This window comes from Rhizobium rosettiformans, from assembly GCF_016806065.1.
Lineage (GTDB): Bacteria > Pseudomonadota > Alphaproteobacteria > Rhizobiales > Rhizobiaceae > Allorhizobium.
The window spans coordinates 3,133,550-3,150,172 of the sequence record NZ_CP032405.1 but is presented as its reverse complement, the minus strand read 5'-3'; the positions used below and the strand labels follow the sequence as shown (position 1 = coordinate 3,150,172).

Annotated in this window: 13 protein-coding genes; 10 read left to right on the top strand and 3 right to left on the bottom strand. The window is 61.9% G+C overall.

The window, feature by feature from the left end; all coding sequences use genetic code 11:
• Positions 1–22: 22 nt before the first annotated feature.
• Positions 23–958, top strand: coding sequence for an AEC family transporter (locus tag D4A92_RS15355; RefSeq protein WP_203015145.1), 936 nt, complete (start codon positions 23–25; stop codon positions 956–958).
• Here D4A92_RS15355 and D4A92_RS15350 read toward each other — a convergent pair.
• Entirely contained in the window at positions 940–2,583 is a 1,644-nt protein-coding gene (locus tag D4A92_RS15350) for an acyl-CoA dehydrogenase family protein (protein WP_203015142.1), read from the bottom strand. The two genes, D4A92_RS15355 and D4A92_RS15350, sit on opposite strands and share 19 nt — an antisense overlap.
• 214 nt (positions 2,584–2,797) lie before the next feature.
• On the opposite strand from D4A92_RS15350, the gene D4A92_RS15345 reads away from it, so the two are divergent.
• Genes D4A92_RS15345 through dprA form a run of 4 tightly spaced genes read left to right on the top strand, consistent with a single transcriptional unit; the run spans position 2,798 to position 6,841 of the window.
• Positions 2,798–3,754 carry an aspartate carbamoyltransferase catalytic subunit gene (locus D4A92_RS15345; RefSeq protein WP_136558595.1) on the top strand — a complete coding sequence of 319 codons (957 nt, stop codon included), beginning with the start codon at positions 2,798–2,800 and terminating at the stop codon, positions 3,752–3,754.
• Complete coding sequence (locus D4A92_RS15340) at positions 3,751–5,043, top strand: dihydroorotase (RefSeq protein WP_203015124.1); 1,293 nt, start codon at positions 3,751–3,753, stop codon at positions 5,041–5,043. The genes D4A92_RS15345 and D4A92_RS15340 overlap by 4 nt, the downstream gene beginning before the upstream one ends.
• 22 nt (positions 5,044–5,065) lie before the next feature.
• Positions 5,066–5,677 (top strand): glycerol-3-phosphate 1-O-acyltransferase PlsY, encoded by a 612-nt coding sequence (gene plsY, locus D4A92_RS15335; protein WP_203015121.1) that lies wholly within the window; start codon positions 5,066–5,068, stop codon positions 5,675–5,677.
• 9 nt (positions 5,678–5,686) lie between these two features.
• Positions 5,687–6,841 (top strand): DNA-processing protein DprA, encoded by a 1,155-nt coding sequence (gene dprA / locus D4A92_RS15330; protein ID WP_203015118.1) that lies wholly within the window; start codon positions 5,687–5,689, stop codon positions 6,839–6,841.
• Here the strand turns inward: dprA and D4A92_RS15325 are convergent.
• On the bottom strand, positions 6,794–7,027 hold the full coding sequence (locus D4A92_RS15325; RefSeq protein WP_203015105.1) for a hypothetical protein: 234 nt from the start codon (positions 7,025–7,027) through the stop codon (positions 6,794–6,796). The genes dprA and D4A92_RS15325 overlap by 48 nt on opposite strands.
• Positions 7,028–7,272: 245 nt before the next feature.
• Between D4A92_RS15325 and topA the strand changes: the two genes are divergently transcribed.
• From topA to rpmG, 5 genes are all read left to right on the top strand, one after another.
• Entirely contained in the window at positions 7,273–9,972 is a 2,700-nt protein-coding gene (gene topA / locus D4A92_RS15320; RefSeq protein WP_203015101.1) for a type I DNA topoisomerase, read from the top strand.
• The gene (rnr, locus tag D4A92_RS15315; protein ID WP_203015098.1) at positions 9,969–12,332 is read left to right on the top strand and encodes a ribonuclease R; all 2,364 of its coding nucleotides are present in this window, start codon (positions 9,969–9,971) and stop codon (positions 12,330–12,332) included. Before topA ends, rnr begins: the two co-directional genes overlap by 4 nt.
• 23 nt (positions 12,333–12,355) lie before the next feature.
• The gene (locus tag D4A92_RS15310) at positions 12,356–12,805 is read left to right on the top strand and encodes a DUF983 domain-containing protein (RefSeq protein WP_203015083.1); all 450 of its coding nucleotides are present in this window, start codon (positions 12,356–12,358) and stop codon (positions 12,803–12,805) included.
• Between the two features lie 240 nt (positions 12,806–13,045).
• Positions 13,046–14,230, top strand: a complete 1,185-nt coding sequence (locus D4A92_RS15305; protein ID WP_203015071.1) for an MFS transporter — start codon at positions 13,046–13,048, stop codon at positions 14,228–14,230.
• A gap of 90 nt (positions 14,231–14,320) precedes the next feature.
• A complete protein-coding gene (gene rpmG / locus D4A92_RS15300) occupies positions 14,321–14,488 on the top strand; it encodes a 50S ribosomal protein L33 (RefSeq protein ID WP_006727600.1) in 168 nt (55 codons plus the stop codon).
• 753 nt (positions 14,489–15,241) lie between these two features.
• Here rpmG and D4A92_RS15295 read toward each other — a convergent pair.
• On the bottom strand, positions 15,242–16,615 hold the full coding sequence (locus D4A92_RS15295; protein WP_203015068.1) for a PleD family two-component system response regulator: 1,374 nt from the start codon (positions 16,613–16,615) through the stop codon (positions 15,242–15,244).
• Between the last annotated feature and the right edge of the window lie 8 nt (positions 16,616–16,623).

The following is a 16,623-nucleotide window of genomic DNA, read 5'->3' as shown; positions in this document are numbered from 1 at the left end:
TGCCCGCCATCCAGGACCCGCCATGCTCATCATATTCGAAAGCATTCTGCCGATCTTCCTGCTCGTGATTCTCGGCGTCGTGTTGAAGCGCACCACGCTCATCAACGAGAGCTTCTGGAGCGGGCTGGAGCAGTTCGGCTATTTCGTTTTGTTTCCGGCGCTGCTCTTCCAGACACTGTCGACCACGGACTTCTCGGCACTCGACAGCGGTAGCGTCGGACTGGTTTCCCTGCTCGCGGTCGGTGTCATGACTGCACTCGTTCTTGCGATCTGGCCGCTTCTCAAGTCGCGCGGCATGAGCGAACCTTCCTACACCTCGGTATTCCAGACATCGACGCGCTGGAACGGCTTCATGGCGCTCGCCATTGCGGAGAAGTTGACGGGACAGACGGGCCTGTCCGTCATCGCCATCATCATGGCGTCGATCATCATACCGCTCAACCTCATCAATGTCGGGGTGATGGTCTGGTTCTCCGGCAAGAGTCGGGGTCTGAAGACCTTCGTCGTCAGGATCATCACCAATCCGATCATCATCGGTGCCTTGCTGGGTGTGCTCGTGAATTTTGCAGGGATTTCGATCTACGCACCTGTCATGACCGCGGTCGACCTGATTGCCAGCGCTTCGCTCGGGCTGGGTCTAGTGACCGTCGGCGCAGGTCTGCGTGTCGCGGATGCCCTCAAACCGAGGCCGAGCGTGTTGATGACGGTAGTGCTGAAGCTCCTGGTGTTCCCGGCCGTCGCAGTGCTGCTCGCGCTTGCCTTCGGTCTCTCAGGCGAAATCCTCGTGATGATCGCGCTGGGTGCCGCGGTTCCGACCGCCATGAATGGCTATGTGCTCGCCAAGCAGATGGGTGGCGATGCCGATCTCTATGCGGCAGCGGCCACCGTGCAGACCGTCGCTGCCTTCTTCACCATCCCCGTCGTGCTCTATCTCGCCGGTCAGGCAGCCGGCGGATAGAGAAGATCGAGCACGTAACGCGAATCGAAACGCGCATCGAGCACGCCATAGGTATGGCGCCAGCCACCGGCGAGACGTGATTCGAGGAAGGCATCGGCGATCTTGCCGGCACCCAGCCGGTAGAGCTCGGCGGCACCGGCCGCGAGCGCCAGCTGCTCGATGAGCAGACGGCCGGCGGCTTCGTCGCGTTCCGCAAGCGCCGTTGCAGCACGCAAGACTTCGACGGTCTTCTTGCCGGAGGGGCCGAGGTCGCGCTCAAGCCCGGCAAACAGCGTCTCGAAGAGATCCTTGCCGCGGCTCAAGACACGCAGCACATCCAGCGCCATGACATTGCCGGAGCCTTCCCAGATCGCATTGACCGGAGCTTCACGGTAGTGCCGAGCGATCGGGCGCTCCTCGACGTAACCGCTGCCGCCGATGCATTCCATGGCCTCATAGATGAGGGACGGGGCGATCTTGCAGACCCAGTATTTGGCAACCGGGGTCATGACACGGGCATAGGCCGCGTCAATAGGGCTTTCGCGCGCCTTGTCGAAGCTGTCGGCGAGACGGAAGGCGAGTGCCGTCGCTGCTGCGACATCGAGCGCCATGTCGGCGAGCACGCGAGTCATCATCGGCTGATCAATGAGGTTCTTGCCGAAAACCATGCGGCCGCGCACGTGATGGACAGCCTCGGCCATGGAGGCGCGCATCATGCCGGCGGAGGAGAGCGCGCAGTCGAGGCGGGTCAGCGTTACCATGTCGAGGATGGTGCGCACGCCGTCCCCCGGCGTGCCGAGCAGGAAGCCGAAGGTTTCGGAGAACTCGACTTCGGAAGAGGCGTTCGACCGGTTACCGAGCTTGTCCTTCAGGCGCTGGAACTCCAAACCATTGGTGGAGCCGTCTTCGAGCAGGCGCGGCACGAGGAAGCACCCCATACCGTCCTTGGTCTGGGCGAGCATCACGAAGGCGTCGCTCATCGGGGCGGACATGAACCATTTGTGGCCGGACAGGCGGTAGATCCCCTCACCCACTCGCTCGCCCATGGTGGTGTTGGCGCGGACATCCGTGCCGCCCTGCTTTTCGGTCATGCCCATGCCGATGGTGACGGCGCTCTTCTGCATCGGCGGCTTGTTGCTGCTGTCGTATTTGCGCGATAGGATCCGCGGCGTCCATTCCTTCTGGACGGCCGGAGAGGCGACGAGGGCTGTGACCGAAGCGCTGGTCATGGTGAGCGGGCAGAGATGCCCCGATTCGAGCTGGGCCGTCAGGAAGAAGCGAACGGCGCGCGCCTTGTGTTCGTGACCACGGGCCTCCGGCGCATTTTCCCACACCGAGGAATGCAAGCCCGAGGCCATCGAGCGGCGCATCAGGGCATGCCAGGCGGGGTGGAATTCGACGACGTCGAGGCGCTCGCCGCGCACGCCATGGGTCCTGAGCTGCGGCGGGCTGGCATTGGCCATGCGCGCCAGTTCCTGTGCTTCCGGCGAAGTCACGTATTTGCCGATGACGTCGTATTCCTCCCGCAGCGGACGCGACAGTGAGGATGTCAGATCAACAAGCAGCGGATCGGCGCGGTAGGCATTGATGCCGGACCAGGGCTTGGGCTGGTTGAGCGCTGCGAGTTTTTCTTCCGTACGGTTCATCAATCCTGCCGATCTTGTGGGAGACGCAGGTTGGTCCGCCAACGCTTCGTCTTCGTCATCCATTGCGGTTGGAGCATCCAAGGCGAAACCGCCGGTGTTCCCTACCGTGCATTCGCTCCTATTACATGGGGACCGTGCGTCAATCCACCTAGCATGTGCTTGCCGGGTCCGATCCCACACTTTATAGACCGCGTGACATCTCAGGAGGACGTCCATGGTCTTCTTTCCCCATCGCCATCTCATCGGCATCAAGGGCCTTACCGAGCAGGACATCACGTTCCTGTTGGACAAGGCAGACGAAGCCGTCAAAATCAGCCGCCAGCGGGAGAAGAAGACTTCCACGCTGAGGGGCCTCACCCAGATCAACCTCTTCTTCGAAGCCTCCACGCGGACGCAAGCCTCGTTCGAGCTGGCGGGCAAGCGCCTCGGCGCCGACGTGATGAACATGTCGGTCGGAAATTCATCCGTCAAAAAGGGTGAGACGCTGATCGACACGGCCATGACGCTGAACGCCATGCGGCCTGATGTGCTCGTGGTGCGCCATTCTTCGGCGGGCGCTGCCGCGCTTCTGTCGCAAAAGGTCGCCTGCTCGGTGGTCAATGCCGGTGACGGGCAGCACGAGCATCCGACCCAGGCGCTGCTCGATGCGCTCACCATCCGCCGTGCCAAGGGCAAGCTGTCGCGCATCATCGTCGCGATCTGCGGTGACGTCCTGCATTCGCGCGTCGCGCGCTCCAACATCCTGCTGCTCAATGCCATGGGCGCCCGCGTCCGGGTCGTGGCACCGGCGACGCTTCTGCCGGCCGGGATCGCCGACATGGGCTGCGAGGTCTTCCATGACATGAAGGAAGGCCTGAAGGATGCCGACGTCGTGATGATGCTGCGGCTGCAGCGCGAGCGCATGTCCGGCTCCTTTGTGCCGTCGGTGCGTGAGTATTTCCACTTCTATGGTTTGGATGCCGAAAAGCTGAAGGCCGCCAAGGAGGATGCGCTCGTGATGCATCCGGGCCCGATGAACCGGGGCGTCGAGATCGCGTCTGAAGTCGCAGACGGTCCGCAGAGCGTGATCGAAAGCCAGGTCGAGATGGGGGTCGCGGTTCGCATGGCCGTCATGGAAACTCTGCTCGTCTCGCAGAACCAGGGACCGCGTTCGGAGGGAATGGGCGCATGAAAAAGCCTCTCGTTCTCAAGAATGCTCGCATCGTCGATCCCTCGCGCAAGCTCGACGAAATCGGGACCATCATCGTCGGTGCCGACGGCAAGATCCTCGCGTCCGGCGCCGATGCGCAAAACCAGGGCGCGCCCGAGGGCGCCGAAATCCGTGACTGCAGAAGCCTCACCGCCATCCCAGGTCTCGTGGATGCCCGCGTCTTCGTCGGCGAGCCCGGAGCAGAACACCGCGAAACCATCGCCTCGGCCAGCAAGGCGGCAGCGGCCGGCGGCATTACCTCTTTCATCATGATGCCGGAAACGGATCCCGTCATCGATGACATCGCGCTTGTGGAGTTCGTCAAGAAGACGGCCCGCGATACGGCCGATGTCCGCGTCTATCCGGCAGCGGCTCTGACCAAGGGCATGACCAGCGCCGAGATGACAGAGATGGGCCTCCTGCAGCAGGCTGGCGCTGTCGCCTTCACCAATGGCCGCCACGGGCTCAACGACACACAGGTTTTGCGTCGCGCGATGACTTATGCCCGCGAATTCGGCGCCGTGATCGCGCTCGAAACGCGGGAGAAGTATCTCGCTGCCAATGGCGTGATGAACGAGGGACTGCTCGCAAGCTGGCTTGGGCTCGGCGGCATTCCGCGTGAAACCGAACTCATTCCCCTGGAGCGCGACCTCAGGATCGCAGCACTGACGCGGGCCAAGTATCACGCCTCGCAGATCTCCATTCCAGAATCGGTCGAGGCGATTGAGCTCGGGCGCAAGCGCGGTGCCAAGGTCACCTGCGGCATCTCGATCAATCACCTGAGCCTCAACGAAAACGACATCGGCGAGTACAGGACCTTCTTCAAGCTCTATCCGCCGCTGCGCTCGGAAGACGATCGCATGGCGATGGTCGATGCGCTGGCCAAGGGGCAGATAGACATCATCGTTTCCTCGCATGATCCGCAGGACGTCGACACCAAGCGCCTGCCCTTCGGCGAGGCGGCGGACGGGGCAATCGGGCTCGAAACCATGCTGTCGGCAGCGCTTCGGCTGCACCATGCCGGCCAGGTGCCGCTGATGCGGCTGATCGATGCCATGTCGACGAGGCCCGCCGAAATCTTTGGCCTTCCCGGTGGCACGCTGAAGCCGGGAGCTCACGGCGACATCACGCTCGTCGATCTCGACGAGCCGTGGCTCGTGTTACGCGACAGTCTTCTTGCACGCTCGAAGAACACGCCTTTCGAAGATGCGCGCTTCTCGGGCCGGGCCGTTGCAACCTATGTTGCAGGCCAGTGCGTCCACTCGCTCTAGACCAAAGGGGACAGGGATACCCATGATCGACATTTCCGCCCTCGGCTGGGGCAACCTCGCCATCGTCCTCCTGTTCGGTTACCTGCTCGGCTCCATCCCCTTCGGGCTGGTGCTGACCAAGATGGCTGGCCTCGGCGACCTGCGCTCGATCGGCTCGGGCAATATCGGCGCGACAAACGTGCTGCGCACCGGCAACAAGAAGCTGGCGGCCGCCACCCTCCTCCTTGATGCGCTGAAGGCCACGGCTGCAGCCCTGATCGCGCATGCGGTCTTCGGTCACAATGCTGCTCTCTTCGGCGGCTTCGCAGCCTTTATCGGTCACCTTTTCCCCATCTGGCTTGGCTTCAAGGGCGGCAAGGGTGTCGCAACCTATATCGGCACGCTGCTCGGCGTTGCGCCTCTCATGGTTCTTGTCTTCGCCATCGTCTGGCTCTCGGTTGCCTTCATCACCCGCTACTCTTCGTTGTCCGCGCTCATCGCCACACTTGTCATCCCGGTTGTATTGTGGATACTTGGGGTTGAAGAGGCTGCGATCGTGACGGCGGTCATGACCGTCATCACCTACTGGCGTCACAAAGAGAATATCGGGCGGCTGATCGCGGGAACCGAGAGCAAGATCGGCAAAAAAGGCTAGAGGAGAGCCATGGGTTCAGGCGGCGCAAGACGAAAGGGGATTGCGCTGACGGACCGCCAGAGGATCGCCTGGCTGAGGCTGATCCGCAGCGACAATGTCGGCCCCGCCACTTTCCGGGACCTGATCAACCACTTCGGCTCGGCCGAGACGGCGATCGAGGCCCTTCCGGAGCTTTCGAGGCGGGGCGGATCGACCCGCAGCATTCGCATCGCAACCGTTGGTGAGGCCGAGCGCGAAATCGAGACAGCCTCTCGTTTCGGCGCGCGATTCATCGGCATCGGCGAGCCCGACTATCCCGCCGCACTCCGACAGATCGATGCGGCCCCTCCCCTGATTGCCGCCAAGGGCGACCTTGAGGTCGCGAGCCTTCCGGCCGTCGGCATCGTCGGATCGCGCAACGCCTCGATCAGCGGTGCGAAATTTGCGGCGATGATGGCGCGGGAGATCGGGCGTGCCGGCTATACCATCGTGTCCGGCCTTGCTCGCGGCATTGATGCCTCAGCCCATCGGGCCAGCCTCGACACCGGCACAATTGCAGCCATGGCCGGCGGCCTCGATCAGCCCTACCCTCCCGAGAACATCGATCTTCTGGACCAGATCTGCAGCGGTCGCGGTCTCGCCATTTCCGAGATGCCCTTCGGCTGGGAACCGCGGGCGCGCGATTTTCCCCGACGCAACCGGCTGATCGCTGGTGTGGCTCTGGGCGTGGTGGTCATTGAGGCGGCAGCGCGGTCCGGATCGCTGATCACCGCAAGACTTGCGGGGGAATTCGGTCGCCAGGTCTTTGCGGTTCCCGGCTCACCCCTCGATCCGCGCTGCGAGGGCACAAACGGTCTGCTCAAGGACGGAGCGACCGTCACCACCAGACCACAGGATGTGTTGCAGGCGCTGGCGCCGATTTCCGAACTTGATCTCTTCAGCCCGACCGAGGCAGACGAGCCTGCCGACGAGGCGGGAGACAGACCGCTTGCTCCTCCGCCGAATGATGACGAACGGCTCGTCATCGTGCAGGCGCTCGGCCCGACGCCCGTCGAGATCGACGATATCATCCGTCACACGGCCTTGCCGGCGTCTTCGGTGTATCTGGTCTTGCTGGAGCTCGATATCGCCGGGCGGCTAGAGCGGCATGCGGGAGGGTTTGTCTCGCTGAGCATGATGGATTGAAAGCGAACGACGGCCGGACTGGACATCGCCGGCTTCGACATAGGCCATCTCGATCAGATAACAGAGCATTTCCGCCCCTTCGTTTTCGGCAACCAGCCGCAACTCGGCGAGCATCTGACGGATGTATGCGATGTTTTCCATCGTGCGGGTCGCGCGACCGTTCATGTCGACTGTGTCTCGTGCCATCGCTCTTGTCCGTCTTCCGAAGAGGCCGTCACAACCCAGCCTCGCCATCCCCGGTAAAACACAATAGACCATTTATCTAAGATTGCAATCTACCTATGATCCCCCACAGGTTGCATATATCCATAGGTCGGAAAATAGGCCCCGCCTCTTGACCGCAGCCGTTTCGCCCTCCATGTCGGAAAACCGTGTTCCGAAGACTGTGGTGCGGTGCCGCTGATCGGATGCGTTGAAGGTATAGCTGTCCAATGAACGTCGTAGTCGTAGAATCCCCGGCCAAGGCCAAGACGATCAACAAGTATCTAGGTCCCGGATACAAGGTGCTCGCCTCATTCGGCCATGTGCGCGATCTGCCGGCCAAGGATGGCTCCGTTCTGCCAGACCAGGATTTCGAGATGTTCTGGGAGGTCGATACGGCCTCGCAAAAGCGCATGAAGGACATTGCCGATGCGGTGAAGTCCTCCGACGGCCTGTTTCTCGCGACCGACCCTGATCGCGAAGGGGAAGCGATTTCGTGGCACGTGCTCGACCTTCTGAAAAAGAAGAAGGTGATCGGCGACAAGCCGGTAAAGCGCGTCGTGTTCAACGCGATCACCAAGAAGGCCGTGCTCGATGCCATGGCCAATCCGCGCGATATCGACACACCGCTGGTCGATGCCTATCTCGCCCGCCGCGCGCTCGACTATCTCGTCGGCTTCAATCTGTCGCCGGTTCTCTGGCGCAAGCTGCCGGGTGCCCGCTCAGCCGGCCGCGTGCAGTCGGTGGCGCTACGCCTCGTTTGCGACCGTGAAACCGAGATCGAACGCTTCGTCGCAGAAGAATACTGGAACATCTCCGCGCTTCTGAAGACACCGCGCGGTGACGAATTCGAGGCGAAGCTCGTCTCGCATCAAGGCAAGCGCATGCAGCGCAACTCGGTCACCAATGGTGATCAGGCAGCCGGCATCAAGGCCCTGCTCGAAGGTGCAGCCTTTGCTGTCGACAGCGTCGAGGCAAAGCCGGTCAAGCGCAATCCAGGCCCGCCCTTCACCACTTCAACCCTGCAGCAGGCCGCATCCTCGAAGCTCGGCTTCTCGGCCTCGCGCACCATGCAGGTGGCGCAGAAGCTCTATGAAGGCATCGATATCGGCGGTGAGACCGTCGGTCTGATCACCTATATGCGTACCGACGGCGTGCAGATGGCGCCTGAAGCGATCGAGGCTGCGCGTTCGGCTGTTCTCGATCAATTCGGTCCGCGCTACGTGCCGGAAAAGGCGCGCATCTATTCGACCAAGGCGAAGAACGCCCAGGAAGCCCACGAAGCGATCCGCCCGACCGACTTCAACCGTTCGCCGGACAAGGTGCGCCGCTTCCTCGACGCCGACCAGCTGCGTCTCTATGACCTGATCTGGAAGCGCGGTATCGCCAGCCAGATGGCGTCTGCCGAAATCGAGCGGACCACGGTCGAGATCCTGGCTGACAACAAGGGCGACAAGGCAGGCCTGCGTGCCGTCGGCTCCGTCATCCGCTTTGACGGCTTCATTGCCGCCTATACCGACCAGCGCGAAGAGGGCGAACCGGCGGAGGATGGCGACGACGAGGATGGTCGCCTGCCCGAGATCAATGCCCGCGAGGCCTTGGCCAAGAACAAGATCAATTCGAGCCAGCATTTCACCGAGCCGCCGCCGCGTTATTCGGAAGCCTCGCTGATCAAGAAGATGGAAGAGCTCGGCATCGGCCGTCCGTCGACCTATGCCGCGACACTGAAGACGCTCAGCGACCGCGAATATGTCATCATGGACAAGCGCAAGCTGATCCCGCATTCGAAGGGACGGCTGGTCACGGCCTTCCTCGAGAACTTCTTCACCAAATATGTCGAATACGACTTCACGGCCGATCTTGAAGAGAAGCTCGACAAGATCTCGGCCGGCGAGTTGAACTGGAAGGACGTGTTGCGCGCCTTCTGGCAGGATTTCTTCGCCCAGATCGAAGACACCAAGGAACTGCGCGTCACGAACGTGCTCGACGCGCTGAACGAGGCGCTGGCGCCGCTCGTCTTCCCGAAGCGCGAGGACGGGTCCGATCCGCGCATCTGCCAGGTCTGCGGCACGGGCAATCTGTCGCTGAAGCTCGGCAAATACGGCGCCTTTGTCGGCTGTTCGAACTATCCGGAGTGCAACTTCACCCGCCAGCTGACCAGCGACGGCGGTGCCGAAGCCGAAGCCGGCGGCAATGAGCCACGGGCACTCGGCAAGGATCCGGTGACAGAGGAAGAGATAACGCTGCGCTCTGGTCGTTTCGGACCTTACGTCCAGCGCGGCGATGGCAAGGAGGCCAAGCGCTCCTCGCTGCCGAAGGGATGGGCGCCAGCGGATATCGATTTCGAAAAGGCGCTGTCGCTTCTGTCGCTGCCGCGCGACGTGGGGGTGCATCCGGAAACCGGCAAGATGATTTCGGCCGGGCTCGGCCGCTACGGGCCCTTCGTGCTGCATGACGGCACCTATGCCAACCTCGAAGGGATAGAGGACGTGCTTTCGATCGGCCTCAACCGTGCCGTCACCGTGCTTGCCGAAAAGAAGGCCAATCCGGGCGGCCGTGGCCGCACGGCTGCGGTTGCGCTGAAGGAGCTCGGAGAGCATCCTGACGGTGGCGCCATGACGGTCCGTGAAGGTCGTTTTGGTCCCTATGTCAATTGGGGCAAGGTGAATGCCACCCTGCCGAAGGGCAAGGATCCGCAAAGCGTCACCGTCGAGGAAGCCCTGGTGCTGATCGCCGAGCGGGCGGCCAAGGATAGCGGCGGCAAGAGCAAGGCCAAGAAGGCTCCGGCCAAGTCTGCCAAGGCAAAGTCGGAAGACGGTGCGGCGGCAAAGCCGAAGAAGACGGTCGCGAAGCCGAAAGCTGCAGCCACCAAGAAGGCGCCGGCCAAGACGGCCACAAAAGCAAAGACAACGAAGAAGAGTGCGACTTGAGCAAGAGACACCGCGACCCCTCCGAAACACCCGGCTCCGGTAACCGCAAGAGCCGGCGGGCGGAAGGCGCGGCCAAGGCTAGGACCGAAAACCCCACGGCCTTAATCCATGGGGAAGTGCCGCCTCGTGAAGTGCTCATGCAGTTCATCACCGACAATCCGGATCGCGCCTCGAAGCGCGAGATCGCCAAGGCTTTCGGGCTGAAGGGCGAGCAGCGCGTCGAGTTGAAGCAGGCGCTGAAGGATCTTGAAGAGGACGGCCTCGTGCAGAAGAGCCGCAAGTCGCTAACACGACCCGGCGCCCTGCCCCCGGTCACGGTTCTCGACATCACCACGCGCGACAAGGACGGCGAGTTGATCGGCCGGCCGGCCGAGTGGCCGGAAGAGGCAGGCGCGGCACCGGCCGTTCTGATCCGCCAGTCGAGTTCCGACCGTTCCAAGGGCAAGGCGCCTGTTGGTGGCCTTGGCGACCGTGTGCTCGCCAAGATCTTCGCCAACAAGGACCGCTCCGGCCCGGCCTATACCGCCCGCGTGATCAAGATCCTCGATCGCCATGTCGGCGCCGTGATGGGCGTGGTACGGATGATGCCTGACGGTGGCGCGCGCCTGATGCCGATCGAGCGCCGCGGCGAGGAAATGCAGATCGACGCCAGCGACATCGGCGAGGCCAAGGATGGCGACCTCGTCGAGGTGGAGGTCGGTCGTTCAGCTCGTTTCGGCCTGGCGCGGGCCAAGGTACTCAACGTCGTCGGATCGGTTGCCTCGGAAAAGGCGATCTCGATGATCGCAATCCACGCTCATGGCATTCCGCACATCTTTCCGCAGTCGGTGATCTCGGAGGCCGAGGCCGCCAAGCCTGCTTCCATGTCGCATCGGGAAGACTGGCGCGACCTGCCGCTCATCACCATCGACCCGCATGATGCCAAGGACCATGACGACGCCGTCTATGCCGAGCTCGACACCTCGCCGGACAATCCTGACGGCGTGATCGTGACGGTGGCGATCGCCGATGTCTCCTATTACATCCGGCCGAAATCGGCGCTGGATCGCGAAGCTCTGAAACGCGGCAATTCCGTCTATTTCCCCGATCGTGTCGTGCCGATGCTGCCCGAGCGGATCTCGAACGATCTCTGCTCGCTGCGCGAAGGCGTCGACCGTCCGGCGCTCGCCGTGCGCATGGTCTTCTCGCATGAGGGCCGCAAGGCGAGCCACACCTTTCATCGCATCATGATGAAGAGCGCGGCCAAGCTGTCCTACCAACAGGCGCAGGCCGCCATCGACGGCAAGCCCGATGACAAGACCGGTCCGTTGCTGGAGCCGATCCTGAAGCCCCTGTGGCATGCTTACGCCGTGATGAAGCGCGGCCGTGACCGTCGCCAGCCGCTCGAACTCGACATGCCGGAGCGCAAGATCATCCTCAAGGAAGACGGCACGGTCGATCGCGTGCATGTGCCCGAGAGGCTCGACGCCCACAAGCTGATCGAAGAAATGATGATCCAGGCGAACGTCGCGGCTGCCGAGACGCTGGAGAAGAAGCGCCAACCGCTGATCTACCGCATCCATGACGCACCGACACTCGCCAAGCAGGAAGTCCTGCGAGAGTTTCTTGCAACGCTCGGCATGTCGCTGGTCAAGGGCGGCAACATGCGCTCCAACTCGTTCAACGGCATTCTGGCGAAAGCCGAGGACACGCCGCATCAGACCATCGTCAACGAGATGGTGCTGCGCAGCCAGAGCCAGGCGATCTACAGCCCCGAGAATATCGGCCATTTCGGCCTCAACCTTATGAAATACGCCCATTTCACCTCGCCGATCCGCCGTTATGCCGACCTGATCGTGCATCGGGCGCTGGTGGGGTCGCTGGGCTTGGGCGAAGGCGGGATCACGCCGGACGAGGAAGCGAGCCTCGAGGATATCGCCGCCGAGATCTCGACCTTTGAGCGCCGCGCGATGGCGGCCGAGCGCGACACGGTCAACCGCTTGATCGCGCATCATCTTGCCGGACGCATCGGCGATGAGTTCGAGGGGCAGATCCGCGGCGTGACCAAGTCCGGTCTGTTCGTTGCCCTGCCGCAATTTGGCGCAGATGGCTTTATCCCGGTTTCAACACTGGGCCGGGACTACTATATCTACGACGAAGCGCATCAGGCCCTGACGGGCGAGAAGTCCGGGCTCGGTTATCAGCTCGGCGACGTCGTCGAGGTCAAGCTTGTGGAAGCAGTGCCGCTGGCCGGCGCGCTGCGCTTCGAGATGCTGAGCGAGGGACGCAAGATGCCGGCGGCGACGCGTTCCTTCCACAAGGCCGGACGGCGGAACGGGCGCAAGCAGCCCGGTACACGTCCGCCGCGCTCGCGACGTTGACACTTTCGCCCCGGAGGCAGCAGATGAGCGGCAATCAGACCCAGGCAACGATCCAATATGGTGACGGCGAGAAGGCCGATCGCCCGCTTGGTCGCTCGATCAAGCGTGGCATGCTCAATCAATGTCCGTCCTGCGGCTCGGGCAAGCTCTTCCGCAGCTATCTCAAGGTGGTGGACAATTGCGCGGCCTGCGGCGAGGACTATCACCACCATCGGGCCGACGACCTGCCGGCCTATCTCGTCATCCTCATCCTCGGCCACATTCTCGTCGGCGGCTTCATGGCTACCGATCTGGTCTTCGTGTTGCCGGCCTGGGTGCATTTTGCCATCTGGGCACCGATCGGCGTCGTCATGTCCCTCCTGTGCCTGCAGCCGATCAAGGGCGGCGTGGTGGGCCTGCAATGGGCGCTGCGCATGCACGGATTCGGCGGGCATGACGAGCAGCCGGACGCCTTCGGCGACAGCCGCGATTAAGTCACAGACCCGTCACGTGACTGTGGCGGTTTGTCGTTAAACGTCGCCCAGAGGCGCAGTCTTGATTCGGACCGGGGATATCAGAAGCGCTTGACAGGCGCGGGGTTTCCAGTCTGAACATGCCGCGCCGATCGACTATGCCCGGGAGCTGGTACGCGCCGATGCCATCACAGATTTCGACACCTGCGCGCCTGCGGTCATGCCTCAGGCAGGAACGCGACATGAACGACCGGGTGTCCGATGTCTGAGACCAATGGCGGCCTGAACGGCGACCGCGAGGACATCCACTGGCCCTCGCTCTTCGCGGCGATTTCGGCGATCTCGGCCGTGGGCATTGCGATCGGCCTAGGCCTGCCGCTGCTCAGCATCATTCTCGAAAAGCGCGGCATCTCCTCGACGCTGATCGGGCTCAATTCGGCTATGGCGGGCATTGCTGCCATGGCGGCTGCTCCCGTGACCACCAAACTCGCCCACAAGCTCGGCGTCGTGCCGACCATGCTCTGGGCCGTGGTGCTGTCAGCGATCAGCGCGATCGGCTTCTACTATGCCGAACAGTTCTGGATGTGGTTTCCCTTGCGCATCGTGTTTCACGGCGCAACCACGACTCTCTTCATCCTCTCCGAGTTTTGGATCAATGCGGCAGCCCCTTCGCGCAAACGCGGCCTCGTGATGGGCATCTATGCGACGATGCTCGCTGTCGGGTTTGCCTGTGGTCCCCTGCTCTTCTCCGTCCTTGGAAGCGACGGGCTCCTGCCCTTTGCGGTCGGCGCAATCGCGATCCTCGCGGCCGCCATCCCGATCTACATCGCCCGCAACGAAAGCCCGGTGCTCAGCGAAAAGCCGGAGATGCATTTCTTCCGCTACATTTTCCTGGTGCCGACAGCGACGGTTGCCGTTTTCGTCTTCGGGGCGGTTGAGGCCGGCGGCCTTTCCCTCTTCCCGATCTATGCCACCCGCAGCGGCTTTACCGAGACACAGGCAGCGCTTCTCCTCACCGTCATGGGTGTGGGCAACATGATCTTCCAGATCCCGCTAGGACTGATCTCCGACCGAATGCGTGACCGGCGCCTGCTTTTATCGATTCTCGCTATTGTCGGGCTTGCCGGATCCCTGACATTGCCCTGGCTGTCCGGCCACTGGCACCTGATGGCCATCGTTCTGCTGTTCTGGGGGGGATGTGTCGCCGGCCTCTACACTGTCGGCCTCAGCCATCTCGGCTCGCGACTCACCGGCGCCGACCTAGCGGCGGCCAATGCCGCTTTTATTTTCTGCTATGCAGTCGGCACGGTCGCGGGTCCTCAGGCCATCGGAGCGGCCATCGATATCACCGGCAATGACGGATTTGCCTGGGCAATTGCGGGCTTCTTTGCGCTCTATGTGGTGCTTTCCCTGGGACGCCTGCTTTTTAAGCCGAAACGCACTTGACTTTTCGGGCGCGATTTGTAGTTTCGCGCCAGATTTGCCGTGGGCCTCGTTCGGTCGTCCACGGCTTCGTTTATTAGAGGCAGGACGACCATGGCCAAGGCTACAACCATCAAGATCAAGCTTCTGTCGACAGCTGACACGGGTTTCTTCTACGTGACCACGAAGAACAGCCGCACGATGACGGAAAAGATGACGAAGACCAAGTACGACCCGGTTGCTAAGAAGCATGTCGAGTTCAAGGAAACCAAGATCAAGTAAGACTTGATCGAGGGCTTTTCAAAAAAGGCGTGTCGCTTCCTGCGACGCGCCTTTTTCTTTTGCAGCGATCCTCGCCTGCCCGGACACTGACACCAAACGAAAAACACCGGCTTCCTTGCGGAAACCGGTGTCTGATTAGGGGGTCGGCCGGCACACAACACGGCACGAGGAACCGTTTTTGACGTTGCATACCAACCGACCGACCCCACGACCCAGGAGATGCGGCGGACCTGAGCATCATGGGGTATTGATGACCTCCGAAGGGGTCTTGTCCGATGGCTGCAAGTTCTCTCAAGTAGAGACAAAAATCAACAGTTTATTAACTGCTTACCCGGGCCTCGCTGCTTTATGGTTAAATTAGGTTCGGTTGAACTTACGATTCTCACGCGATAGTCAGTTCTACACACATTGAAACTTGAGGTTACCGAAGATGCATTCCAGATCTTCTCAAGCTTAGTTTGACCACACGACGAGGACTGACTTGGCTGCACGAGATCAGACGGCACCAGAACACTCTAATATTCAATTAAATACAAACCCGAGTAAGCACATTCGCGCTCAGCGCAGGTCTGCTCGACCGGATCAGCATCAACACTATTCGCCTCGCGGAAAATAAGTCGTTTTGTAACTGCTCAAAAAGTCAGCAAGATTTACCCGGCATGCCCCAGATGGCGGCAATTGAAAAAACCTGTGAAAATCTTTCTGACAGCCTGCAGAACTTAAGCTTTTAACGCCACCCGCTGGCCCTCTCGGTCACGCGGCGGCGGCCACAACGCGGTTGCGACCGGAGTTCTTCGCTTCATAGAGGGCCCGGTCGGCCTGCTTCAGAAGCTGCTCGGGCGTTTCAACCCCAGGACCGATCGTGGCGATGCCCATGGATGCCGTCAGCATCAGCGGGCTCTCGCCGGAACGAAGCTGGAAGGGACGGGCTTCGATCATGCCACGGAGCCTCTCGGCAACGGTTGCGGCGACTTCCGCCGGTGTGTCGGGCATCACGACGACGAATTCCTCGCCGCCAAAACGGCAGGCTAGATCGGCCCCGCGTACAGTCGAGCGTATACGGCCGGCAAACTCCTTCAGCACTTCGTCGCCGGCATCATGGCCATAGACATCATTGACCTGCTTGAAGCGGTCGATGTCTGTGATGCACAGCGTCAGCGGCCGGCCACGCACCTTGGCGCGGGCAAACAAGGTGCGCAGATGCGTGTCGAGATAGCGGCGATTGTGGAGGCCCGTGAGCCCATCGGTGACGGCAAGCTCGATCGTCTGGCGCACACTGTTGCGCAGCCGGTCGTTGAAGCGCTTGCGACGGACCTGGGTCAGCGTGCGGGCAATCATCTCGTTCGGATCGAGCGGGCGCACGATGTAGTCGTTCACGCCGAGATCGAGCGCCCGGATGATCATCTGCTCATCCCCCTGCTCGGTGATCAGCAGGATCGGGATGAAGCGGGTGCGTTCCAGCGACCGGATCTGCGAGCAGAGACGCAAGGGGTCGTAGTCTTCGAGATTGCTGTTGACGATGACCAGATCGAAAGCGTTCTCAGCCGCCTCGAACACCGCCGCCTGCGGGTCAGACATGGCGCTGACTTCGGCAATCGGCTTCAGCGCCTTGATGATGCGTTCCTGGGAGGCACCGCGGCTGTCGACGAGCAGAACCTGCGCCTGCTCTTCGAGGCGCCCCTCCTGAAGCCTGAAGACATCACCGATGCCGGCCTCGCGGGTCGTGTCATGACGGATGCGTAACTCGTCCGTCAGCGTCTTCAAGCGCACGAGGCTCTTCACCCGCGAGATGAGCTGCAGGTCGTTGACCGGCTTCGTCAGGAAATCATCAGCGCCGGCCTGCAGACCCCGGACGCGATCGGAGGGCTGGTCGAGGGCGGTAACCATGACCACCGGGATATGCGCCGTACGCGGGTTAGACTTCAGCCTTTCGCAGACTTCGAAGCCGTCCATTTCCGGCATCATGATGTCGAGGAGGATGACGTCGACCTGGGTGCGATCGCAGATATCGAGCGCGTCGCGGCCATTGCTTGCCGTCAGCACGTCGAAATACTCCGCCATCAGCCGCGCTTCGAGCAGCTTGACGTTGGCAGGTATATCATCGACGACCAGAATACGGGCAGTCATGGCTGTCA